Source organism: Streptomyces sp. R818, assembly GCF_056172735.1.
On record NZ_JAOCNE010000006.1, the window covers coordinates 746371 to 767630 of the forward strand.

At 70.9% G+C, this 21260-nt stretch carries 21 protein-coding genes; 15 read left to right on the plus strand and 6 right to left on the minus strand.

Going from position 1 to position 21260, the window contains the following annotated elements:
• Window positions 1-38: 38 nt before the first annotated feature.
• Window positions 39-413, plus strand: coding sequence for a winged helix-turn-helix transcriptional regulator (locus tag N5I75_RS19765; protein WP_476679241.1), 375 nt, complete (start codon window positions 39-41; stop codon window positions 411-413).
• Between the two features lie 78 nt (window positions 414-491).
• Here N5I75_RS19765 and N5I75_RS19770 read toward each other — a convergent pair whose 3' ends face one another.
• The 5 genes from N5I75_RS19770 to N5I75_RS19790 all read right to left on the minus strand — a co-directional run bounded on the left by N5I75_RS19770 (window position 492) and on the right by N5I75_RS19790 (window position 7317).
• Window positions 492-1586, minus strand: a complete 1095-nt coding sequence (locus tag N5I75_RS19770; RefSeq protein ID WP_476679242.1) for a 2-oxoacid:ferredoxin oxidoreductase subunit beta — start codon at window positions 1584-1586, stop codon at window positions 492-494.
• Entirely contained in the window at window positions 1579-3531 is a 1953-nt protein-coding gene (locus tag N5I75_RS19775; protein WP_476679243.1) for a 2-oxoacid:acceptor oxidoreductase subunit alpha, read from the minus strand. Before N5I75_RS19775 ends, N5I75_RS19770 begins: the two co-directional genes overlap by 8 nt.
• A 309-nt stretch (window positions 3532-3840) precedes the next feature.
• Window positions 3841-4500, minus strand: a complete 660-nt coding sequence (locus N5I75_RS19780; RefSeq protein ID WP_476679555.1) for a LuxR C-terminal-related transcriptional regulator — start codon at window positions 4498-4500, stop codon at window positions 3841-3843.
• Between the two features lie 136 nt (window positions 4501-4636).
• Window positions 4637-5998, minus strand: coding sequence for a sensor histidine kinase (locus N5I75_RS19785; protein WP_476679244.1), 1362 nt, complete (start codon window positions 5996-5998; stop codon window positions 4637-4639).
• Between the two features lie 149 nt (window positions 5999-6147).
• On the minus strand, window positions 6148-7317 hold the full coding sequence (locus N5I75_RS19790; protein WP_476679245.1) for a sensor histidine kinase: 1170 nt from the start codon (window positions 7315-7317) through the stop codon (window positions 6148-6150).
• 209 nt (window positions 7318-7526) lie between these two features.
• On the opposite strand from N5I75_RS19790, the gene N5I75_RS19795 reads away from it, so the two are divergent.
• The 14 genes from N5I75_RS19795 (at window position 7527) to N5I75_RS19860 (ending at window position 20578) form a co-directional block, all read left to right on the plus strand.
• On the plus strand, window positions 7527-7961 hold the full coding sequence (locus N5I75_RS19795) for an NADH-quinone oxidoreductase subunit A (protein ID WP_476679246.1): 435 nt from the start codon (window positions 7527-7529) through the stop codon (window positions 7959-7961).
• Window positions 7952-8662 (plus strand): NADH-quinone oxidoreductase subunit B, encoded by a 711-nt coding sequence (locus N5I75_RS19800; RefSeq protein ID WP_476679247.1) that lies wholly within the window; start codon window positions 7952-7954, stop codon window positions 8660-8662. The genes N5I75_RS19795 and N5I75_RS19800 overlap by 10 nt, the downstream gene beginning before the upstream one ends.
• Window positions 8659-10200, plus strand: coding sequence for an NADH-quinone oxidoreductase subunit C (locus tag N5I75_RS19805; protein WP_476679248.1), 1542 nt, complete (start codon window positions 8659-8661; stop codon window positions 10198-10200). The genes N5I75_RS19800 and N5I75_RS19805 overlap by 4 nt, the downstream gene beginning before the upstream one ends.
• Window positions 10197-11165, plus strand: a complete 969-nt coding sequence (locus N5I75_RS19810) for a complex I subunit 1/NuoH family protein (protein ID WP_476679249.1) — start codon at window positions 10197-10199, stop codon at window positions 11163-11165. Before N5I75_RS19805 ends, N5I75_RS19810 begins: the two co-directional genes overlap by 4 nt.
• Window positions 11165-11788, plus strand: a complete 624-nt coding sequence (locus N5I75_RS19815; RefSeq protein ID WP_476679250.1) for a NuoI/complex I 23 kDa subunit family protein — start codon at window positions 11165-11167, stop codon at window positions 11786-11788. The genes N5I75_RS19810 and N5I75_RS19815 overlap by 1 nt, the downstream gene beginning before the upstream one ends.
• A complete protein-coding gene (locus N5I75_RS19820; protein WP_476679251.1) occupies window positions 11785-12423 on the plus strand; it encodes an NADH-quinone oxidoreductase subunit J family protein in 639 nt (212 codons plus the stop codon). Before N5I75_RS19815 ends, N5I75_RS19820 begins: the two co-directional genes overlap by 4 nt.
• Window positions 12423-12866, plus strand: coding sequence for an NADH-quinone oxidoreductase subunit NuoK (gene nuoK, locus N5I75_RS19825; protein ID WP_476679252.1), 444 nt, complete (start codon window positions 12423-12425; stop codon window positions 12864-12866). Before N5I75_RS19820 ends, nuoK begins: the two co-directional genes overlap by 1 nt.
• On the plus strand, window positions 12863-14881 hold the full coding sequence (locus tag N5I75_RS19830) for an NADH-quinone oxidoreductase subunit 5 family protein (RefSeq protein WP_476679253.1): 2019 nt from the start codon (window positions 12863-12865) through the stop codon (window positions 14879-14881). The genes nuoK and N5I75_RS19830 overlap by 4 nt, the downstream gene beginning before the upstream one ends.
• 6 nt (window positions 14882-14887) lie before the next feature.
• Window positions 14888-16567, plus strand: a complete 1680-nt coding sequence (locus N5I75_RS19835) for a complex I subunit 4 family protein (protein WP_476679254.1) — start codon at window positions 14888-14890, stop codon at window positions 16565-16567.
• Window positions 16564-18099 carry an NADH-quinone oxidoreductase subunit N gene (locus N5I75_RS19840; protein WP_476679255.1) on the plus strand — a complete coding sequence of 512 codons (1536 nt, stop codon included), beginning with the start codon at window positions 16564-16566 and terminating at the stop codon, window positions 18097-18099. Before N5I75_RS19835 ends, N5I75_RS19840 begins: the two co-directional genes overlap by 4 nt.
• Before the next feature lie 156 nt (window positions 18100-18255).
• On the plus strand, window positions 18256-18714 hold the full coding sequence (locus N5I75_RS19845) for an MscL family protein (RefSeq protein ID WP_476679256.1): 459 nt from the start codon (window positions 18256-18258) through the stop codon (window positions 18712-18714).
• A 223-nt stretch (window positions 18715-18937) separates the two neighbouring features.
• The gene (gene htpX, locus N5I75_RS19850; protein WP_476679257.1) at window positions 18938-19801 is read left to right on the plus strand and encodes a zinc metalloprotease HtpX; all 864 of its coding nucleotides are present in this window, start codon (window positions 18938-18940) and stop codon (window positions 19799-19801) included.
• A complete protein-coding gene (locus N5I75_RS19855; RefSeq protein WP_476679258.1) occupies window positions 19798-20190 on the plus strand; it encodes a YccF domain-containing protein in 393 nt (130 codons plus the stop codon). The genes htpX and N5I75_RS19855 overlap by 4 nt, the downstream gene beginning before the upstream one ends.
• Window positions 20191-20305: 115 nt before the next feature.
• Window positions 20306-20578 (plus strand): GlsB/YeaQ/YmgE family stress response membrane protein, encoded by a 273-nt coding sequence (locus N5I75_RS19860; protein ID WP_476679259.1) that lies wholly within the window; start codon window positions 20306-20308, stop codon window positions 20576-20578.
• A gap of 103 nt (window positions 20579-20681) precedes the next feature.
• On the opposite strand, the gene N5I75_RS19865 is transcribed toward N5I75_RS19860, so the two are convergent.
• Window positions 20682-21170, minus strand: coding sequence for a YajQ family cyclic di-GMP-binding protein (locus tag N5I75_RS19865; RefSeq protein WP_190231134.1), 489 nt, complete (start codon window positions 21168-21170; stop codon window positions 20682-20684).
• Window positions 21171-21260: the final 90 nt, after the last annotated feature.

A 21260-nucleotide genomic window follows, 5' to 3' on the forward strand; every position in this document is an offset into this window, starting at 1 on the left:
TCGTTTCGAAAGTACCCACTTTGAAGTAAGGTACTGGCATGAAGGTAAGCGCAGTGGAGGTCGACTGCCCGCAGCGTCTGGTCCTGGAGCACGTGACGAGCCGCTGGGGCGTGCTCGTCCTGCTGGCGCTGGAGGAGCGCTCGTTCCGCTTCAGCGAGCTGCGCCGGGAGATCGGCGTGGTCAGCGAGAAGATGCTGACGCAGACGTTGCAGACGCTGGAGCGCGACGGGATGGTGCACCGCGACGCCAAGCCGGTGATCCCGCCCCGCGTCGACTACTCGCTGACGGCGCTCGGCGTGGAGGCGGCGGCGCAGGTGCGCGCGCTCGCGGACTGGACGGACCGCCGCATGGCGGCGGTGACGGAGGCACGCGAGAGGTACGACGTGGCGCGGGCGGCGAAACCCGGAGCCTGACGGCAACGGGGAAGGGCCCGAACGCAAGACGAGCGTCCGGACCCTTCCCCGTATCCGTGTCAGAGGCGTCCGAGCCGCTCAGCCCACCACGGTCCAGGTGTCGCCCCCGGCGAGCAACGCGGCGAGATCGCCCTTCCCGTGCTGCTCGATGGCGGAGTCGAGCTGATCGGCCATCTGCGTGTCGTAGACGGGCCGTTCGACATCGCGCAGCACGCCGATGGGCGTGTGGTGCAGCGTGTCGGGATCGGCGAGCCGGGACAGCGCGAAGGCGGTGGTCGGCGACGCGGCGTGCGCGTCGTGGACGAGCACGTCCCCCCGGTTCTCGTCGGTCACGGCGACGACCTTCAGATCCCCGCTCAGCGGATCCCGCACCACGCCCCTGGACCCGTCGGCGCCGAAGGTGATCGGCTGCCCGTGTTCGAGCCGGATCACCGCTTCCTCGGCCTGCTGCTTGTCCTTGAGGACCTCGAAGGCGCCGTCGTTGAAGATGTTGCAGTTCTGGTAGATCTCGACGAGCGCGGTGCCGGGGTGCTCGGCGGCCCGCCGCAGCACCTCGGTGAGGTGCTTGCGGTCGGAGTCGACGGTCCGCGCGACGAACGACGCCTCCGCGCCGAGGGCGAGCGAGACAGGGTTGAAGGGCGCGTCCAGCGACCCCATCGGCGTCGACTTGGTGATCTTGCCGACTTCCGACGTCGGCGAGTACTGCCCCTTGGTCAGCCCGTAGATCCGGTTGTTGAACAGCAGGATCTTCAGGTTGACGTTGCGGCGCAGGGCGTGGATGAGGTGGTTGCCGCCGATGGAGAGCGCATCGCCGTCCCCCGTCACGACCCACACGGACAGGTCGCGGCGGGAGGAGGCGAGGCCGGTGGCGATGGCGGGGGCACGGCCGTGGATGGAGTGCATCCCGTACGTGTTCATGTAGTACGGGAAGCGGGAGGAGCAGCCGATGCCGGAGACGAAGACGATGTTCTCCTTGGCCAGGCCGAGTTCGGGCATGAACCCCTGCACGGCGGCGAGGATCGCGTAGTCACCGCAGCCGGGGCACCAGCGCACTTCCTGATCGGACTTGAAGTCCTTCATGGACTGCTTGGCCTCGGCCTTGGGAACGAGCGACAGAAGCGTCTCCGTGCTCCCGGCGCCCTCCGTGGACTCCCTGGTCTGCGTGTCAGCCATCGATGGCCTCCTTGAGAGCCGTGGCGAGCTGCTCAGCCTTGAACGGCATTCCGTTGACCTGGTTGTAGCTGTGCGCGTCCACCAGGTACTTGGCCCTGATGAGGGTGGCGAGCTGTCCGAGGTTCATCTCGGGGATCACCACCTTGTCGTAACGTCGCAGGACCTCGCCCAGATTCCGCGGGAACGGGTTGAGGTGGCGCAGATGTGCCTGCGCGATCCGTTCGCCCGCGCCCCGCAGCCGCCGCACCGCCGCGGTGATCGGCCCGTACGTCGAACCCCAGCCGAGTACGAGGGTGGTGGCGGCCCCGGACGGGTCGTCGGCCTCGATGTCGGGTACCCGGATTCCGTCGACCTTGGCCTGCCGGGTGCGGACCATGAAGTCGTGGTTGGCGGGGTCGTAGGAGATGTTCCCGGTGCCGTCCTGCTTCTCGATGCCGCCGATGCGGTGTTCGAGGCCGGGTGTGCCCGGCACGGCCCAGGGCCGCGCGAGCGTCTCGGGGTCCCGCTTGTACGGCCAGAACACCTCGGTGCCGTCGTCCTGCGTGTGGTTCGGCCCGGAGGCGAACTGGGTCCGCAGGTCGGGCAGTTCGTCCAGCTCGGGGATGCGCCACGGCTCGGAGCCGTTGGCCAGGTAGCCGTCGGAGAGCAGGAACACCGGCGTGCGGTAGGTGACCGCGATCCGGGCCGCCTCCAGGGCCGCGTCGAAACAGTCCGCGGGCGTGCGCGGCGCGACGACCGGCACCGGCGCCTCACCGTTGCGCCCGTACATGGCCTGCAACAGGTCGGCCTGCTCGGTCTTGGTCGGCAGACCGGTCGAGGGCCCGCCGCGCTGGATGTCGACCACCAGCAACGGCAGCTCCAACGACACGGCGAGGCCGATGGTCTCGGACTTCAGCGCGACACCCGGACCGGAGGTGGTGGTGACGGCGAGCGCACCACCGAAGGCGGCGCCCAGCGCCGCCCCGATCCCCGCGATCTCGTCCTCCGCCTGGAAGGTCCGTACGCCGAAGTTCTTGTGCCGGGACAGCTCGTGCAGGATGTCGGAGGCCGGCGTGATCGGGTACGAGCCCAGGTACAGCGGTAGATCCGCCTGCTGGGAGGCGGCGATCAGCCCGTACGCGAGCGCCAGGTTCCCGGAGATGTTGCGGTAGGTGCCCGTCGGGAACGCGGAGGCGGCGGGCGCGATCTCGTAGGAGACCGCGAAGTCCTCGGTGGTCTCGCCGAAGTTCCAGCCCGCGTGGAACGCCGCCAGGTTCGCCTTCATGATCTCGGGCTTCTTGGCGAACTTCTGCTTCAGGAAGCGTTCGGTGCCCTCGGTCGGCCGGTGGTACATCCAGGAGAGAAGGCCGAGCGCGAACATGTTCTTGCTGCGCTCGGCCTCTTTGCGGGACAGCTCGAACTCTTTGAGCGCCTCCACCGTCAGGGTCGTCAACGGCACCGGATGCACCGAGTAGCCGTCGAGGGACCCGTCCTCCAGGGGCGAGGCCGCGTAGCCGACCTTGGCCATCGCCCGCTTGGTGAACTCATCCGTGTTGACGATGATCTCGGCGCCGCGCGGCACGTCCGCGATGTTCGCCTTCAGCGCCGCCGGGTTCATCGCCACCAGCACGTCCGGCGCGTCGCCCGGCGTGAGGATGTCGTGATCGGCGAAGTGCAGCTGGAAGGACGACACGCCCGGCAGCGTCCCGGCGGGGGCCCTGATCTCGGCGGGGAAGTTCGGCAGCGTCGACAGGTCGTTGCCGAACGTCGCGGTCTCCGACGTGAACCGGTCGCCCGTCAGCTGCATCCCGTCACCGGAGTCACCCGCGAAACGGATGATCACCCGGTCCAGACGCCTGACGTCCTTGCCCGATCCACCTTCACCCGCGGTTGTGCGCTGTTCCCCGACCACTGCGCTGTCGGTCCCGCCTGCCTGCTCGGCTGGACTACTGACCTGGCTGGTCACTGAACTGGACCTCCCTCGAGGCGGCTGTTCGGGCAGGGCCGTCCCACTGGCCTTCCCCAGGCCCACCCTACGTCCGCAGGGGGTGCCCACCTCGGAACGTTCGCACGATGGGCCTGGAATTGAGACGGCATGTCGTCCCGTTCTGCCATGATCTGCCGGTCCCCCCGAGGCGTCCTCGATCCGTACTCGCGACGTTCTGGAGGACGCCGCGCACACGGTCCCCGGTTCTGGCCGGGTCGCCGGCCGGCGACCCGGCCGGTTCCCGTGCCCGCCGCGACGGCTGACGGCGGGTCAGCCGGCCGGTTCCGGTCAGTTCCGCAGATAGGTCAGAACGGCCAGAACCCGCCGGTGATCCCCGTCGCTCGGCGAGAGCCCCAGCTTCAGGAAGATGTTGCTCACGTGCTTCTCGACCGCGCCGTCGCTGACGACGAGCTGACGGGCGATCGCCGAGTTCGTCCGGCCCTCCGCCATCAGGCCGAGGACCTCGCGCTCACGCGGCGTCAGATGGGCGAGGACGTCCTGTTTGCGGCTGCGCCCGAGCAACTGCGCGACCACCTCCGGGTCGAGCGCCGTGCCGCCCTCCGCGACGCGGACCACCGCGTCCACGAACTCCCGAACCTCGGCCACCCGGTCCTTGAGCAGATAGCCCACCCCGCGGCTCGACCCGGCGAGCAGCTCGGTGGCGTACTGCTCCTCCACGTACTGCGACAGGACCAGGACACCGAGACCGGGGTAGCGGCCGCGCAGCTGGACCGCCGCGCGCACCCCTTCGTCCGTGTGCGTCGGCGGCATCCGGACGTCCGCGACGACCACGTCGGGGAGCTGGTCCTGCGCCCCGAGGTCGGTGATGGTCTTGACCAGTGCTTCCCCGTCACCGACACCGGCGACGACCTCGTGCCCGCGGTCGGTCAGCAACCGGGTCAGGCCCTCCCTCAGCAGCACTGAATCCTCGGCGATGACCACCCGCACCCTGTCCTCCACGTTTCTCGGCCCCCCAGCGCCCCTGTGCACCTGTCACAGGGGCCAGTTCTGACAGGCCCAGCATCCCAGGAACCCGGCCGGGGTGCTCCCACGCGACGGAAAAGCGGCTGTGGCCGAAGGGGGTTCAGGGCCGCGAGGACCGCCACGGCAGCTCCGCCGTGACCCGGGTCGGGCCGGTGGGCGGCGAGTCGACGAGGAGGATGCCGTCGACCGCGTCGAGCCGCTCGGTCAGGCCCGCGAGGCCGGAACCGGCGCTGACGTCCGCACCGCCCACCCCGTTGTCGCTGACCTGGAGCATGAGGCGGTCCGCCGTGCGCCACACGTCGACGGTGGCCCGCGTCGCCCGGCTGTGCTTGCTGATGTTCTGCAGCAGCTCGGAGACGGTGAAGTAGGCGATGCCCTCGATGGCGGGCGCGGGGCGCTCGCGCAGGTCGACCTCGACCGTCACCGGCACCGTGCAGCGCGAGGCCACCGCGGACAGGGCCGCGTCCAGGCCGCGGTCGGTGAGGACCGCCGGGTGGATGCCGCGCGCCAGATCACGCAGCTCCTGCAGGGCCGTCTTCACCTCGCCGTGCGCCTCGTCGACCATCCGCGCCGCCGTCTGCGGGTCCTCGCTCAGCTTCTCCTTCGCCAGACCCAGGTCCATGGCGAGGTTGACGAGCCGGGCCTGCGCGCCGTCGTGCAGGTCGCGCTCGATGCGGCGCAGGTCGGCCGCGGCCGTGTCGACGACGACGCCCCGGTCGGACTCCAGCTCCACCACGCGCGAGGCGAGCCGCGACGGGCCGAGCAGCCCGGAGACCATGAGCCGGTCCACCGTTGTCAGCGCCCGCACGATCCACGGCGAGGCCAGCGTGACGAGCAGCCCGACGGCCGCGGTCATCGTGATCTCGAACGGGTTGTCGAGGTACACCGAGTGCGCCTCGTCCCCGTAGAGCTGGAGGCCGCCCTGGCCGCCGTACATCGGGTAGATCCACTGCCACAGCGGATACGTGAGCAGGGTCCAGCCGGTCGTCCAGAAGGTGATCGCCACGGAGAAGGCGAAGATCGCCCACGGGAAGTGCAGCACCGTGTAGAAGAGGTGGCGCCAGGAGACGCCGCTCTTGAGGGTCGCGCCGATCCAGGCCAGGGGGCCGCCCTTGCGCGGGCGCACCGGCTCCGGCGAGCCGACCTCCAGGCCGAGCAGGGCCCGCGCCCGCACCCGCTCCAGGGCGCCGATGCCGCGCGCCCCGGCCAGCGCCCCGGCGAGCACCGGCACACCGATGAAGGTGATGAGGAGGCCCGCGCCGAGCGACATCATCGTCACCGACCAGACGAACGCCGCGATGGCGATCGGCAGGCTGAGCATCAGGTACCCGAACTCGCGCCAGGCCCGGCCCTCGATCGGGGCCCGCAGCCCGGCCGGCAGCCGGCCGAGTCCGCGGCGCCCGGGGCGCGGCTCGTCGTCGTACGAGTACTCGCTGCGGTATCCGTACTGGTGCGTGGCCATGGGCGTCGTCCGTTCCTGGTCGTCTCGTGCAGGTCCGCTGCTTCCGCTTCTCATCCAGAATCCCCGGCGGCGGGGGTGTCCGGCCATGCGGCGGGTCGGCGTCTTGGACCGGGGGTTTTCCCTACCCCCGGCCTCCGCTGCGCCCGCCGCTACCGGTCGCGCCAGGGCAGTTCGGCGGTGACGGTCGTTCCGCCGCCCTCGGGGGAGTCCACGACGAACAGCCCGTCGACCGCGCCGAGCCGCTCCGCGAGCCCGGCCATGCCGGTGCCCTTGTCGACGCTGGCGCCGCCCTGCCCGTCGTCCCGTACCTGGATGAGCAGCCGGTCCTCGGCGCGCCACACCTCGACGGAGGCCGTCCGCGCGCGGCTGTGCTTGCTGACGTTCTGCAGCAGCTCGGAGACGGTGAAGTAGGCGATGCCCTCGATCGCGGCGGCGGGCCGCGCCGGGAGATCGGCCGTCACCTTGACCGGGACGGTGCAGCGCGAGGCCACGGAGGAGAGCGCCGCGTCCAGGCCCCGGTCGGTGAGGACGGCCGGATGGATGCCGCGCGCCAGATCGCGCAGCTCCTGGAGCGCGAGCTTCACTTCCCCATGTGCCTCGTCGACCATGTCCGCCGCCGCGTCCGGGTCCTCCAGGAGCTTCTCCTTGGCGAGGCCGAGCCCCATGGCCAGGTTGACGAGGCGGGCCTGCGCGCCGTCGTGCAGATCGCGCTCGATGCGCCGCAGGTCGGCGGCGGCCGTGTCCACCACGACACCCCGGTCCGACTCCAGCTCGGCGATCCGCCGCTCCAGCTCGTCGGAGGGGGAGAGCAGGCCGCGCACCATGGCCCGGTCCGCGTTGGTCAGACCCCGCGCGATGAACGGAAGCACCGGCCACAGCGCGACGAGCCCGACGAGCGTCACCGAGAACGTCAGCACGCCCCAGGGCAGCCGCATCACCTCGTAGAGCACGGCGCGCCAGCCCACCGAGTCCTTCAGCGCGGTCCACAGCCAGCCGAAGAAACCTTCCCCTTTGCGGCGCGGCAACGGGCTCGGCTCCTCGATCCGCACACCGAGCAGCTTGCGCGCCCGCGCCCGCTCCGCCCTGCCGAGCATCCGCGCCCCGGAGAGCCCCGCCGCGATCAGAGGAAGACCGATCACCGTGACGGTCAGCCCGCCGCCCACCGCGAGGAGCATGATCGCGTACACGAAACCGAACACGGCCAGAGGAAAACTGGACAGCAGATACGAGATCTCCTGCCAGGTGTGCTTGTCGTAGGCGAAGCGCGGCGGTGGCGGCACCGGCCGGGCGTCGGCCGAGAAGTCGAGGTGGTCCGTCATAAGCGAAAGAGTGCCTTGCGCGCGGGCCGCTCCGCCATGAGGTGGACTGCCGGGGAAGGACGGGGGTTAACCCCACCCCCGGAGGGGGCCCGGCGCCACTTCCGGCCGCCGCGCTCCGTACGGGCTGCTTACCCTCCCTTTAACAGGCCCTAGACTCCCGTCCGTACATCGTCGAACACGAACACACGAACACGCGAGGGGCGAGAGAGGTGCCGACAGACGTGGCGACGGGCGTGACGGACGTGACGGACGGGGCAGCCGTGACCGTCGGCGCGGGCGACTACTTCCACGCGTACTCGGTGGTCGGACTGCTCGCCGTCGTCGGCGTGCTCTTCGTCGCGGTCGCCTTCGGCGCGGGACGGCTGCTTCGCCCGGTGGTGCCGACCCCCGAGAAACTCCTGACGTACGAGTGCGGCGTCGACCCCGTCGGCGAGGGCTGGGCCCACACCCAGGTCCGCTACTACGTCTACGCCTTCCTCTACGTGATCTTCGCCGTCGACTCGATCTTCCTCTTCCCCTGGGCGACGGTCTTCGCCGCGCCCGGCTACGGCGCGACGACGCTCGTGGAGATGTTCATCTTCCTCGGCTTCCTCGCCGTGGGCCTGCTGTACGCATACAAGAAGGGCGTCCTCGCATGGACGTGAGCCCCGTGAGCCCTGTGACCTCCGTGAGCCCTGTGACCCCAGAGCCCGAGTCCGCTCCTGTCCTCCTCCCGGAGCCGAAGCGCCTCGGTGTGCTCTCCCGCCTGGCGCCCGAGCCGATGAAGGTGGTCCTCAACTGGGGCCGCCGCTACTCCCTCTGGGTCTTCAACTTCGGCCTCGCCTGCTGCGCCATCGAGTTCATCGCCGCGTCCATGGCGCGCCACGACTTCATCCGGCTCGGCGTCATCCCGTTCGCGCCGGGCCCGCGCCAGGCCGACCTGATGGTCGTCTCCGGCACGGTCACCGACAAGATGGCCCCGGCCGTGAAGCGCCTGTACGAGCAGATGCCCGAACCGAAGTACGTCATCTCCTTCGGCGCCTGCTCCAACTGCGGCGGCCCGTACTGGGACTCGTACTCGGTGACCAAGGGCGTCGACCAGATCATCCCCGTCGACGTGTACGTGCCCGGGTGCCCGCCCCGGCCCGAGGCGCTGCTCCAGGGCATCCTCAAGCTCCAGGAGAAGATCGCGCGCGAGTCGCTCGGCGAGCGGTACGGGGCCGCTTCCGCGGACGCGGCGGCCGGGCGTCCGTCGGCGGCGGCGCTGAGCAGCGGGCTCGTGCGGCCGCCCGCCGAGTCTCCTGCCGTGTCTCCTGCCAAGTCTCCTGCCGCGTCTCCTGCCGTGTCTCCCAAGGGGGAGCTGTGAGCTGGCTGCCGGACACCGTCGAGGAGCTGTTCGGCGCCGAGGCGACGGTCGAGGAGGCGTACGACCTCCTGACGGTCGACGTCCCCGCCGCCTCCTGGACCACCGCCCTCGAAACGGCCCGTACGAGGCTGGGCTGCACCTACTTCGACTGGCTGAGCGCCGTCGACGAACCGGAGACCGGGTTCCGCGTGTGCGCGCACGTCGCGGCCGTCGCCCCCGGTTCCGTCCGCCGTCTCCTGCTGCGCACGACCGTCCCGCACTCCGCGCCGGTGCTCGCCTCGGCGATCGACGTGTACGCGGGCGCGGCCTGGCACGAGCGCGAGACGCACGAGATGTTCGGCGTCACCTTCGAGGGACATCCGCACCTTGTCCCGCTCCTCCTCCCCGACGGCTTCGAGGGCCACCCCCTCCGCAAGGACTTCGTCCTCGCGGCGCGGGTCGCGAAGGCGTGGCCGGGGGCGAAGGAGCCGGGGGAGTCCTCGGCGGGTGCGGGTGCGGGTGCGGGTGCGGGTGCCGGGCACGCCGCGCCGAAGCGGCGCCAGATGCTGCCGCCCGGGGTGCCGGACCCGAACGAGTGGGGTCCCCTGAAGGGCCAACTCCCGCCTGCGCCCGCGCGGCCTGCGCGAGGGGCGGCACGGGGCGCGGCGGCCGGTGGCCCCGGGGAGCATCCGGTGCGGCGCAGCCGTTCGGCGAGCGCGGGCTCGGCCAGCCAGGCGGCGGGTTCTCCGGGGGAGGGGAGCGCGGCTGCTGCTCCGGAGACTCCTGCGAGGCCCGCGCGGCGTTCGCGGAGTGTGTCGGAGGGGTCGGCGAGCCAGGTGGCGGGTTCTCCGGAGGGGACGAGCGCGGCTGCTCCGAAGACTGCCGCGAGGCCCGCGCGGCGTTCGCGGAGTGCGTCGGAGGGGTCGGCGAGCCAACGGCCGGCCGAACCGGAGCAGGGAACGGAGCCCCAGGCCCCGAGCAGGCCCCGCCCCTCGGACGCCCCCTGGCACAACGCCAAACCGGCGTTCGACGAAACCCCGCCGGAACCGGCGCGGGCGCCGAGCCCCGGGGCGGAGGCTGAGCCGGTCGCCGGCCCCGGGACCGAGCCGACCGAGGCCGCGCCGGCAACAGAGCCGGGGGGCAGGCCGAACGCCGGCCCCGACGACGAAGACAACTCGGCCGCGCCGGGCGCGCCCACACCGGACGCGCCCACACCGGGCGCGCCCACACCGGACTCGGCCGCGCCGGACCGGACCGCCCCGGATTCGGTCATGCCGGACCGGACCGCCCCGGATTCGACCACGCCGGACCGGACCGACCCGGGCTCGCCCAAGCCGGACACGACCGGCCCTGACCCGGCCGGGCCGGAGTCGGCCGAGCCTGATGCGACCGCTCCGGACTCGCCCGAGCCCGACACAACCGCCCCGGACCCGACCGAGCCCGACACAACCGCCCCGGACTCGCCCAAGCCCGAGACAACCGTCCCGGACTCGCCCGAGCCCAACACAACCGCTCCGGACCCGACCAAGCCCGACACAACCGCCGGAGGCACGCCGTGAATGACGTGCTCGATGTCGCCTTGCGGCTCGTCGTCGTCTTCGTCGCCTTCCTGGTGCTGCCGCTGATCGTCGGCCAGACCGAGCACAAGGTGATGGCCCACATGCAGGGCCGCCTGGGCCCCATGTACGCGGGCGGCTTCCACGGCTGGGCCCAACTGGTCGCCGACGGCGTCAAGTTCGCGCAGAAGGAGGACGTGGTCCCGGCGGACGCCGACCGCCGCGTCTTCCAGCTCGCCCCGGCCGTGGCTCTGCTGCCGTACCTCCTCGTCCTGCTGGCGATCCCGGTGGGCCCGGGCGACGGCGCGGTCGGCCAGGCCATCGACGCGGGCATCTTCTTCGTGCTCGCGGTGATGGGCGTCGGCGTGCTCGGCTCGCTGATGGCGGGCTGGGCGAGCGCCAACAAGTTCTCCCTGCTCGGCGGCTTGCGCACGGCGGCGCAGCTCCTCGCCTACGAGCTCCCCATGCTGCTCGCGGCAGCGTCCGTGGCGATGGCCGCGGGCACGGTCTCGCTGACCGGCATCCTCGACGCGTTCGAGTGGTGGTGGCTGCCCTGGCAGATCGTGGGCGCCCTGGTCTTCTTCGTGGCGGGCCTCGCCGAACTGCAACGCCCCCCGTTCGACATGCCCGTCGCCGACTCCGAGATCATCTTCGGCGCGTACACGGAGTACACCGGGCTGCGCTTCGCGCTCTTCCTCCTCGCCGAGTACGCGGGCATCGTCGTCCTGTGCGGCTTGACCACCGTCCTCTTCCTGGGCGGCTGGCACGGCCCCTGGGGCGCCGACGGCCTCGGCTGGGTCTGGACCCTGCTCAAGACGGCGGTCCTCGCCTTCGTCGTCATCTGGCTGCGCGTGTCCTACCCGCGCCTGCGCGAGGACCAGCTCCAGAAACTCGCCTGGACCACACTCATCCCCCTCGCCCTCGCGCAGATCGCGCTCACCGGAATCGTGAAGGTGGCGATCAACTAGTGCCCCCGATCCCCGGGTCCGGCCTGGCCAAGGGCCTCGCCGTCACCCTCCGCACGATGACGCGGAAGACCGTCACCGAGCAGTACCCGGACGCCCAGCCCGAACTCCCGCCCCGCACGCGCGGCGTGATCGGCCTGTTCGAGGAGAACTGCACGGTCTGCATGCTCTGCGCCCGCGAGTGCCCCGACTGGTGCATCTACATCGACTCCCACAAGGAGACGGTCCCGGCCGCCGTCGAGGGCGGCCGCGAACGCAGCCGCAACGTCCTCGACCGCTTCGCCATCGACTTCTCCCTCTGCATGTACTGCGGCATCTGCATCGAGGTCTGCCCCTTCGACGCGCTGTTCTGGTCCCCGGAGTTCGAGTACGCCGAGACCGACATCCGCGACCTCACCCACGAGCGCGACAAGCTCCGCGAGTGGATGTGGACCGTCCCGTCCCCGCCCGCCCTCGACCCCGCCTCCGAGGAGCCGAAGGAGCTGGCGGCAGCCCGCAAGACGGCCGACAAGCTGGCGGCGGCGCAAGCAGCGGAGTCGGCAAAGACAGCGGATTCGGCGCAGGCAGCGGAGGCAGCCCCGGCGGCGCCCCGGGACACTCCGGACAACGGAGGGCAGACCGCATGAGCCCCGCCGCGACCCCGTTCCGGACGACCGTCACCTTGGCCGCCGAACAGCACGGCTTCCTCTCCCCGACCGGCGTCGAGATCGCCTTCCTCCTCGTCGGCCTGGTCACCTTCGGCGCCGCGATCGTCACCGTCACCACGAAGCAACTGGTGCACGCCGCTCTGTGGCTGGTCGTCGCGCTCGGCGGGCTCGCCGTCGAGTACCTCCTGCTGACCGCGGAGTTCATCGCGTGGGTGCAGGTGCTGATCTACGTCGGTTCCGTCGTCGTCCTCCTCCTCTTCGGCCTGATGCTGACCCGCGCCCCGATCGGCCGCTCACCGGACGCGGACAGCCCCAACCGGTGGGCCGCCCTGGCCGTGGCGGTCGTCGCCGCCGCCGCCCTGGTCTGGGTCGTCGTCGACGCCTTCCGCACCACCTGGATCGACCTGGACGGCGCCGCCCAGGGCAACACGGCCGTCACCGGTTCCGTCCTGTTCCGGCACTGGGTCCTGCCCTTCGAAGCGCTCTCGGTCCTCCTCCTCGCCGCCCTGGTCGGCGCGATCGTCCTGTCCCGCAAGAAGGACGCGGCCGCATCCGGCACCCACCCGGTTCCCACCGCCGCCACCCGCTCGACCCGCCGGGAGGGCGACCGCTGATGCACCTCGCCTATCCCGCCGTCCTCGCCGCCCTCCTCTTCTGCACGGGCCTGTACGGAGTCCTGGCCCGCCGCAACGCGATCCTGGTCCTGATGTCCGTCGAGCTGATGCTCAACGCCGTCAACCTCAACCTCGTCGCCTTCGACGTCTGGCTCCGCGACGCCCTCCACTCCGGTCAGGCGCTGACCCTGTTCACCATCGCCATCGCCGCCGCCGAGATCGGTATCGGCCTGGCGATCGTCCTGGCCGTCCACCGCAACCGCGGCACCGCCGACATCGACAAGCTCCGCGACTCCGCCGAGCCCCACGACCCGGACGACGACCCGCACGAGCCGGACGACGGCCCGTACGGCCCCGCCGGTCCGCACGACCCGGCCGGCGCCGCCGCGGCCGCACCCGGCACCCCGGCCGGTCCGGACAAGAAGGCCGAGGCCACCGCGTGACCACCACCACCCTCGCCGTCCTCGTCCCCCTCCTGCCGTTCCTCGGCGCCGCCGCGGGCCTGGCCCTCGGCCGTACCGCCCCCGGCTTCGTCCGCCCGCTGGCCGTGCTGCCGACCGTCGCCGCGCTGGTCCTCGCCATCGCCGTCGCGGTCCGGCAGGGCGGCGGCACCGGCGACGGCACCCGGGCCCTCGACGCGCACACCCAACTCACCCCGACCGGCTCCGTGCCGATCGAACTGGCCCTGCACATCGACGGCTTCGCCGCCCTCGTCGCCGTCCTGGTCGCCCTCGTCGCGACCTGCGTCCAGCTCTACTCGACCGGCTACCTCCGCGACGACCCGCGCTACCCCTCGTACGCCGCTCTCGTCTCCCTCTTCACCTCCGCCATGCTCCTCGTCGTCTACTCGGGCGACCTGATGGTGCTGCTCGTCGGCTGGGAAGTCATGGGCATCTGCTCCTACTTCCTCGTCGGCCACTACTGGGAGACCCCCGAGGCGCGGGCCGCCTCCCTGAAGGCCTTCCTCGTCACGAAACTCGGCGACGTCCCCTTCCTCATCGGCCTGTTCGCCCTCGCCACCGACGCGGGCTCCTTCCGCATCACGACGATCCTGGGCAAGGCCACGAGCGCGGGCGGCCTCGACCACCCCACCCTCATCGCCCTGCTCCTCCTCGCGGGCGTGGCGGGCAAGTCGGCGCAGTTCCCGCTGCACACCTGGCTGCCCGACGCGATGGCGGGCCCCACGCCCGTCTCCGCGCTGATCCACGCCGCGACGATGGTCGCCGCCGGCGTCTACTTCGTCGCCCGCCTCCTCCCGGTCTTCGCCGCCTCCCGCGCGGCCCTGATCGTCCTCGCCGTCATGGCCGCCGTGACCATGACCGGGTCGGCCCTCGCCGCCCTCGCCCAGGACGACATCAAGCGCGTCCTCGCCTACTCGACGATCGGCCAGCTCGGCTACATGACCGGCGCCCTCGCCGTCGGCGACCGCAGCGCCGCCGTCTTCCACCTCCTCACCCACGGCGCCTTCAAGGCGCTCCTCTTCCTCGCGGCGGGCGTGATCATCCACGCCGCCGGCACCAACTCCCTGGCCGCGATGGCCCGGATGGACAAGCTCCGCGACCGCGTCCCCGACGCCTTCTGGACGATGACCGTGGCGCTGCTCGCGCTCGCCGCGATCCCGCCCTTCAGCGGCTTCTTCTCCAAGGAGGCCGTCCTCGGCGCCGCCGAGCACACCGCGACCGGCCACGAGCACGCCGTCCCGGTCGCCTCGGGGTGGATCGTCCTCGTCGCGGGCCTGATCACGGCCCTGCTCACCGCCGCCTACGCGACCCGCCTGTGGCTCCTCGCCTTCAACGGCCGGGGCACACCGGCTCCGGACCACGGCAAGCAACCGGTGACGATGAACGCCGTCCTGTGGGTCCTCGCCGTCCCCTCCCTCGCTCTCGGTCTGGCCACGGGCGTCCTGCCCGACTGGTTCGACGGCCGCTCCCTCACCCCGACCCTGACCACCTCCGTCATCGGTACCGGCTTCGCGCTCGTCGGCGGCCTGGTCACGTACGGGGCCTGGCGCCACACCACCGCGATGGACGCGCGCCGGACCCCGATCGGTGCCGTCGCCGTCGACACCGACTCCGGGGACGGCGGCCTGGTCGAGGCCGAGGCGATCGCCTCGCACACGGCCGCGTACGGATCCATCGCGGGTGCCGCCGACCCGGCCGACCCGGGGCGTCTGCTGCTCGGCAGGCTCCACCCGCACGCCGCCGCCGGATTCCACCTCGACGCCCTCTACTCGACGGTGTTCGTCCGCCCGGTCCGGTCCGCGGCCACCCTGGTCCGCTTCCTCGACCGCACGGTCGTCGACACCTACGTGCGCGCCGCCGCCGAGGCCCCGAAGGCGCTCGGCTGGGCCGTGCGCCGCGCCCAGACCGGCAACGTCCAGACCTACCTCAGCGCACTGCTCGCAGGCACCGTCGTCCTGGTGGTCGCCGTCGTCCTCGTCGCCACCGCCGGAGCGTGAGCAGCCGTGATCGATATCAGCGAATCCGTGATGCAGTTCCTTCTCGCATTGATCGTCGTCGGGCCGCTCATCGGCGCCGTCGCCGCTCTCCTGCCCGCCCCGCCCGGACTGAAGGGGAAGTCCCCGGCCCAGGCCGTGCTCCGCCACGGCGTGACCGTGACCGGCGTGATCCTCATCGCCGCGATCGTCCTGGCGCTGGGGTTCGACCACGACACCCCCGCCCAGGCACAGCAGATGCAGGCCACGACCGACATCAGCTGGATCCCCGCGCTCGACGTGCGGATCCACCTCGGTGTCGACGGCATCTCTCTCCCCCTCCTGGTGCTCACGGCGCTGCTGACCTTCCTCTGCGCGCTGTACTCCTACTTCAAGCCGCCGAGCGGTGCGTCCCCCCAGGCCTTCGTCGCGCTGATCCTGCTCCTGGAATCGGGCACGCTCGCCACCTTCGCCGTCCTGGACCTCCTCCTCTTCTTCCTCGCGTTCGAGATGGTCCTCATCCCGATGTACTTCCTCATCGCCCGCTGGGGCGGAGCCGAACGGACAGCGGCGGCCTGGAAGTTCATCCTGTTCACGCTGCTCGGCTCGGTCGTGATGCTGCTCGGTCTCCTCCTTATCGGTGTGAAGTCGGGCACGTTCGACATGCTGGCACTCGCCACTGACAATGGCCGGGGCCTGACCACATCCGTGCAGGTCATCGCCGTTCTGGCGATCGGGATCGGGCTCGCCGTGAAGACCCCGATGTGGCCGCTGCACAGCTGGCTGCCGGACGCCCACACCGCCGCCCCGACCGTCGGCTCGGTCCTTCTCGCCGGTGTCCTGCTGAAGATGGGTACGTACGGGTTCGTCCGCATCCTGCTGCCGATCGCGCCCGACGGGATGCGGACGTTCGCCCCGTACCTCGCCGCGTTCGCCGTCGTCGGGATCATCTACGGGTCCCTGGCCTGTCTGAACCTCGTCAAGCAGGGCGCGAGGGGCGACCTCAAGCGCCTCATCGCGTACTCCTCCGTCGGCCACATGGGCTTCGTCCTGCTCGGCATCGCCACGATGAGCCCGACCGGCGTGAACGGCGCGCTGTTCGCCAACATCGCCCACGGCCTCATCACCGGCCTGCTCTTCTTCCTCGTCGGCGCCCTCAAGGACCGGGCCGGCACCAGCGACCTCGACACCCTTTCCGAGCAGAGCGGCATGGCCCTCTACGGCAAGGCCCCGCGCCTCGGCAGCCTCCTCGCGTTCGCCGCCGTCGCCTCGCTCGGACTGCCCGGACTCGCCGGATTCTGGGGCGAGATGCTCGCCCTGTTCGGCGCGTTCAAGCCCGCCGACGGGCTCAGCCGCCCGGCGTTCCTCGTGTTCATGTCCATCGCCGCGCTCGGCACCCTGCTCACCGCCGCGTACATGCTCCTGGTGGTCCGCCGCGTCTGCATGGGCCCGCGCGACCACGAGGCGCCCTCACTCACCGACGCACAGGGGGAGGGCCTCTCCGGCGCACAGGGTGACGGCCTCTCCGGCGCACGGAGCAAGGACCTGTCCGGCGTGCGAGGTGACGCGTTCCCCGACGTGCAGGGCTACGAGTTCGCCGCCTGGACGCCGCTCGCCGCCCTCACCGTCGTGGCGGGTCTGTGGCCCGCCGCGCTGCTCGGCCTCACCGACCCGGCCGTGCAGAAGCTCCTCGCAGGAGGCCTCCAGTGACCGCCGACGCCGCGCCCTCCGTGGCCTCCCTCGTCCAGTCCGTCGACTGGGCCGCGATCGCCCCGCCGACGATCGCGGCGGCCGTCGCCCTCGTCGTCCTGGTCGCCGACCTGTTCCTGGACGAGCGGCGCAAGCCGGTCCTCGGCTGGCTCTCCGTCGCGGGCCTGGCCGCCGCCGGACTCGCCCTGCTGCCGCTGATCGGCGACGACCGCTCCACGTTCTGCCTCACCGGCGCGCGCGAGGCGTGCAGCTACACGGCGGACCGTTTCACGCTCGTCGTCCAGTTCCTCGTTCTCGCCGGCGCGCTGGTCACGGCGCTGCTCTCGATGAGCACCCTCAAGGACGCGAAGAACACGAACAGGCCGCTCCCCGACGGGGAGTTCTGGTTCCTCCTGCTCTCCTCCGCCGCGGGCGCCGCCCTCCTGCCCGCCTCCCGCGATCTCGCCACGCTCGTCGTCGCCCTGGAGGTCGCCTCACTGCCCGCCTTCGCCCTGGTGGGCCTCAAGCGCGACGACCGGCGCTCCTCCGACGCGGCCCTGAAGTTCTTCCTGTCGTCGGTCACCGCCACGGCCGTCACCCTCCTCGGCGTCAGCTTCGTCTACGCGGCCACGGGCACCCTGCACCTCACGGAGGTCGCCACCGAACTCACGCGCGTGGGCGGCCAGTTCCACACCCTCGCGCAGGCGGGCGTCGCCCTCACCCTCGTGGGCTTCGCCTTCAAGACGGCCGCCGTGCCGTTCCACTTCTGGGTGCCGGACACCTACGTGGGCGCGCCCCTGCCGATCGCCGCCTACCTGTCGGTCATCGGCAAGGCCGTCGGCTTCACCGGTCTCATCCTCGTCACGGTCGTCGCGTTCCCCTCGTACGCCGACGTGTGGGGCCCGGCGCTCGCCGCCCTCGCCGCCCTGACGATGACGATCGGCAATGTGGCCGCCCTGCGCCAGCAGGCCACGCGCGCGTACAGCGCCGTCCGCCTCCTCGCCTGGTCCTCGGTCGGCCAGGCCGGGTACCTCCTCGTGCCGATCGCCTCGGCCGCGTACTCAGACGACCCGCAGAAGTCGATCGGCTCCACGCTCGCCTACGCCCTCATGTACGCCGCCGTGAACCTGGGCGCGTTCGCCGTGGCCGCCCTGGTCGCCCGTACGAAGCCGCTGAACCGCGTGAGCGACTACCGGGGGCTGTACGCCGCCCGTCCGCTCGCCGCGCTCGTCCTGGGCTTCTTCCTGCTGTGCCTCGCCGGGCTCCCGCCGGGCGTCATCGGCCTCTTCGCGAAGGTCACCGTCTTCTCGGCCGCCGTCGACGCGGGGCTCGGCTGGCTCGCCGTCGTCATGGCCGTGAACGTCGTCATCGCGCTCTATTACTACCTGCAGTGGACCGCGGCCTTGTTCCGCGCTCCGGAGGGCGAGCCGGCCGCGTACCGGGCCTCCATGCCGCTCACCGCGGCCATCGCCGTGACGGCGGTCGTCGGAGTGGCCCTCTCCGGGGCTCCACAACTGATCCTTCACTTTGTGGACAGTGGACTGTTCTCGTAACGCGGCAGCCGCCTAAAGCCCTGGTTTGGTACGTTTCTGGGTCGCAGCAGTCACAGACGACGACAGATACGGACGACACCGAAGACGCAGATGGCACCACAGATTCCGCAGCCACCAGGCCTTCCCCCCACCGTCACACTTCCCAGGAGCAGCAGCGTGCTGACCGGTTTCAAGGACTTCATTCTTCGTGGCAACATCGTCTCCATGGCGGTGGGTCTCGCCGTCGGGTCGGCGTTCACGGCCCTTGTGACCGCTTTCACCGCCGCCTTCATCACACCGCTCCTGGGCTGGGCGACCGGCTCCATCGGCAACTACTCGGACGCCTACTTCACCTTCGAGGGCGTGAGGTACCCGTACGGGAAGTTCATCAACGCCGGCATCGCCTTCTTCATCACCGCCGCGGTCCTGTACTTCCTGATCGTCGTGCCGATGATGAAGATCACGGCCCGGGCCGACCGCAACAAGCCGATCGACATCAAGGCCGCCCTGCGCGACTGCCCCCGCTGCTTCAGCCAGATCCCCGGCGTCGCCAGCCGCTGCCCGAACTGCACCAGCGAGATCGAGCCCGACCACAAGGCGTTGGAGATCGCGGGCCTGCTGCCCCAGCAGCACTGACCCGGCCTCACCGACCCGGCCGGCCCACTGACCCGTACGGCCTACCGGAACCTCCGCTCCTGGAGCGCGCACAAGGGAACTAGTCCCGCTCGTCTGGCGTTGACCAGTACGGGAGGGTCCACTAGGGACAGGCAACCGCAGCCACCCGCACCGAATCGCGGGGCCCAGTGGAAGCAGTGAGCAAGCAGTGGGTTCCCCTGCCGCACCATCAGGAGGACGTACCGTGCACCGCCGGCACAACGGGTTGAAGACAGCCGTACTTCTCGGGGGCCTCTCCGCCCTCATCCTCGTCATCGGCAGCTTTTTCGGCCGTACCGGGCTCGTCATCGGCCTCGTCATCGCGATCGGGACGAACGCGTACGCGTACTGGAACAGCGACAAGCTGGCCCTGCGCGCGATGCGGGCCCGCCCGGTCAGCGAGTTCGAGGCGCCCGCGCTCTACCGCATGGTCCGCGAGCTCTCCACCCAGGCCCGCCAGCCGATGCCGCGGCTGTACATCTCCCCGACGGAGGCACCGAACGCGTTCGCGACGGGCCGCAACCCGCGCAATGCGGCGGTGTGCTGCACCGACGGCATCCTGCGCATCCTGGACGAGCGCGAGCTGCGCGGCGTCATCGGGCACGAGCTCAGCCACGTCTACAACCGCGACATCCTGATCTCCTCGGTCGCCGGAGCGCTCGCCTCCGTGATCATGTTCCTGGTCAACTTCGCCTGGCTGATCCCGGTCGGCCGCTCGAACGACGACGACGGCCCCGGCATCTTCGGCATGCTGCTGATCATGCTCCTGGGTCCGCTCGCCGCCTCCCTCATCCAGCTCGCCATCAGCCGCTCGCGGGAGTACGAGGCCGACGCCTCCGGCGCCCAGCTGACCGGCGACCCCCTGGCCCTGGCGAGCGCCCTGCGCAAGCTCGACGCGGGCACCAAGCAGCTCCCGCTGCCGCCCGAGCCGCGCATCGAGACGGCCAGCCACATGATGATCGCCAACCCGTTCCGCCCCGGCCAGGGGATGTCGAAGATGTTCTCCACCCACCCGCCCATGGCGGAGCGGATCTCCCGCCTCGAGCAGATGGCAGGTCGCCACCAGTGAAGACAATCCTGAACGTCATCTGGCTCGTCCTGAGCGGCTTCTGGCTGTTCCTCGGCTACCTGCTCGCGGGCGTGCTGCTGTGCATCACGATCATCGGTATCCCGTTCGGCGTGGCGGCGTTCCGGATCGGTGTCTACGCCCTGTGGCCCTTCGGGTACACGACGGTCGAGCGCAGGGACGCGGGCGCGCCCTCCTGCGTGGGCAATGTCCTCTGGCTGGTCCTGGCCGGCTGGTGGCTGGCGCTCGCGCACATCGTCACCGGCATCGCCCTGTGCGTCACGATCATCGGCATCCCGTTCGGCATCGCCAACTTCAAGCTGATCCCCGTGTCGCTGATGCCGCTGGGCCGCGAGATCGTCTCCACGGACCGCCCGTTCACGGCGGGCTGAACACCGCGAGCACCTCGCGCACGCAACCGTCGCGCGCCTGTTCCACGTCCTTCCGGGCAACAGTGCGACAGGGCAACCCCGCACGACGCGGCACGACAGAGGGGCAGAACACGGTATGGGCATCATCAGCTGGATCATTCTCGGACTGCTCGCCGGTGCCGTCGCCAAACTCCTGCTCCCGGGCCGCGACCCGGGCGGCCTGGTCGGCACCACGCTCATCGGTGTGGCGGGCGCCTTCATCGGCGGCTGGATATCGTCCCGCTGGCTCGACCGCCCGATCACCAAGGACTTCTACGACACCGCGACCTGGGTCTCCGCGATCGGCGGGGCTCTCGTCCTCCTGATCGTCTACCGCATCTTCTTCGGCGACTCGCGCGCACGCCGCTGAGCGCGGCGCGGCGGCCTGCCGACAGCGGACAACGGGAAGGGGCGGCACCTGGCAGGGTGCCGCCCCTTCGCATCCCACGCGCGTGGGGGACGTTCTACGCGTTCTACCGGTAGTTCACGAACTGCAGCGCGAAGTCGAAGTCCTGGCCCTTGAGCAGCGCCTGTACGGCCTGGAGGTCGTCCCGGCTCTTGGAGCTGACCCGCAGCTCCTCGCCCTGCACCTGCGCCTTGACGCCCTTGGGGCCCTCATCGCGGATGATCTTCGCCACCTTCTTGGCGTTCTCCTGCGAGATGCCCTCCTCGATGGAGGCGAAGATCTTGTACTCCTTGCCGGAGAGCTGCGGCTCACCGGCGTCCAGCGCCTTCAGCGAGATGCCGCGCTTGACCAGCTTGGACTGGAAGACGTCGAGGATGGCCTTGACCCGCTCCTCGGAGTTGGCCTCCATGAGGATCTTCTCGCCGGACCAGGAGATGGAAGCGCCCACGTTCTTGAAGTCGTAGCGCTGCGAGATCTCCTTGCCGGCCTGGTTGAGGGCGTTGTCGACCTCCTGCCGCTCGACCTTCGAGACGATGTCGAAACTGGAGTCGGCCATGTCCTGTGGCTCCTTGTATCGGGGACTGATCGGATTCCGACCGCATTCCGACCAGGATCTGATCGGCTTCGGGTCGGGCGCGCACCGAGG

Bases quoted from the DNA above. Each gene is read 5' to 3' on its own strand.
- nuoK (WP_476679252.1), top strand. From the start codon at position 12,423: ATGCACCTCGCCTATCCCGCCGTCCTCGCCGCCCTCCTCTTCTGCACG.
- N5I75_RS19785 (WP_476679244.1), bottom strand. From the start codon at position 5,998: ATGGCCACGCACCAGTACGGATACCGCAGCGAGTACTCGTACGACGAC.
- N5I75_RS19860 (WP_476679259.1), top strand. From the start codon at position 20,306: ATGGGCATCATCAGCTGGATCATTCTCGGACTGCTCGCCGGTGCCGTC.
- N5I75_RS19800 (WP_476679247.1), top strand. From the start codon at position 7,952: ATGGACGTGAGCCCCGTGAGCCCTGTGACCTCCGTGAGCCCTGTGACC.
- N5I75_RS19770 (WP_476679242.1), bottom strand. From the start codon at position 1,586: ATGGCTGACACGCAGACCAGGGAGTCCACGGAGGGCGCCGGGAGCACG.
- N5I75_RS19765 (WP_476679241.1), top strand. From the start codon at position 39: ATGAAGGTAAGCGCAGTGGAGGTCGACTGCCCGCAGCGTCTGGTCCTG.
- N5I75_RS19865 (WP_190231134.1), bottom strand. From the start codon at position 21,170: ATGGCCGACTCCAGTTTCGACATCGTCTCGAAGGTCGAGCGGCAGGAG.
- N5I75_RS19820 (WP_476679251.1), top strand. From the start codon at position 11,785: ATGAGCCCCGCCGCGACCCCGTTCCGGACGACCGTCACCTTGGCCGCC.
- N5I75_RS19790 (WP_476679245.1), bottom strand. From the start codon at position 7,317: ATGACGGACCACCTCGACTTCTCGGCCGACGCCCGGCCGGTGCCGCCA.